The following is a 1,063-nucleotide window of genomic DNA, read 5'->3' on the forward strand; positions in this document are numbered from 1 at the left end:
GTATATTCGTATATTTAATAATGCAACACATCACTGGAATAGCCCGCAATCAAATGGTTTTCATGAGTTTAGAAGATTCCATTTCTGAAGATAATTCGGTTCGATTTATAGATGCTTTCGTGGAGAATATCGATTTAAAAGCGTTAAGTTTTGAAATGCAGACCCTCAAAACGGAAGGACGACCGAGTTTCAAAACGCAAACATTTCTCAAGATCTATTTATATGGTTATCTCAATGGACTTCGAAGTTCACGGAAACTTGAAAAAGAATGTGTGCGTAATATTGAGATGCAATGGCTTTTATTTGGACTTGTACCCAATTACCACAGCATTTCTGATTTTAGAAAAAACAATCCTGCGGGCTTAAAAAAGCTGTTCAAAGTATTCGTTTCCTTTTTAAAAGATGCAGATCTAATTGCTGGAGAAACCATCGCCATTGATGGTACTAAAAGTAGAGCACATAACAGTAAGAAAGCCAATTTTAATCAAAAGAAAATTGATAAACACCTGGCTTATATTGAAGAAAAAACACAACAATACCTGGATGAATTGGCTCAGAATGATGAGAAAGAAAATAGCGTGACAATCACTAAAATTCAGGAAAAGATAGAAAGATTAAAGAAAAATAAACTCCGCTATGAAGTCTTAGAAGAAAAACTAAAAGCGAGTGGCGAACCTCAGATAAGTACAACTGATGAAGATTCACGAGCACTGTTGGTTCAGGGACAAGTGGTAGAAGTGAGTTATAATATTCAAGCCGCTGTTGATTCTCAATACAATTTAGTTGTGGCTACACATACCATTAATCGTAATGATCGTAATGCTTTGAGCAAAATTGCCATTGAAGCTAAGGGGAATTTGGGCGTTGAAACCTTCACTGCTTTAGTTGACAAGGGGTATCACAATGGACGCGAAATCACCCAATGCAAAGAGCAAAACATTATCACCATTGTTGCGCATCCAGATCAAGGAAAAAGCAACGAAAATGGCACTCAACCAGATTATTTTGTTTCAAAATTCATTTACAATACAGATGATGACACTTACACTTGTCCGGCAAACCA

General features: G+C 36.2%; 1 protein-coding gene. It reads left to right on the top strand.

Translation table 11 applies throughout. The features are described 5' to 3' along the window. Positions 1–20: 20 nt before the first annotated feature. Positions 21–1,063 (top strand): transposase (locus ACZ9HT_RS16980; protein ID WP_476041684.1); only part of this gene is annotated, 1,043 nt, incomplete at its 3' end.

This window comes from Chryseobacterium sp. UYP7 (assembly GCF_056279225.1).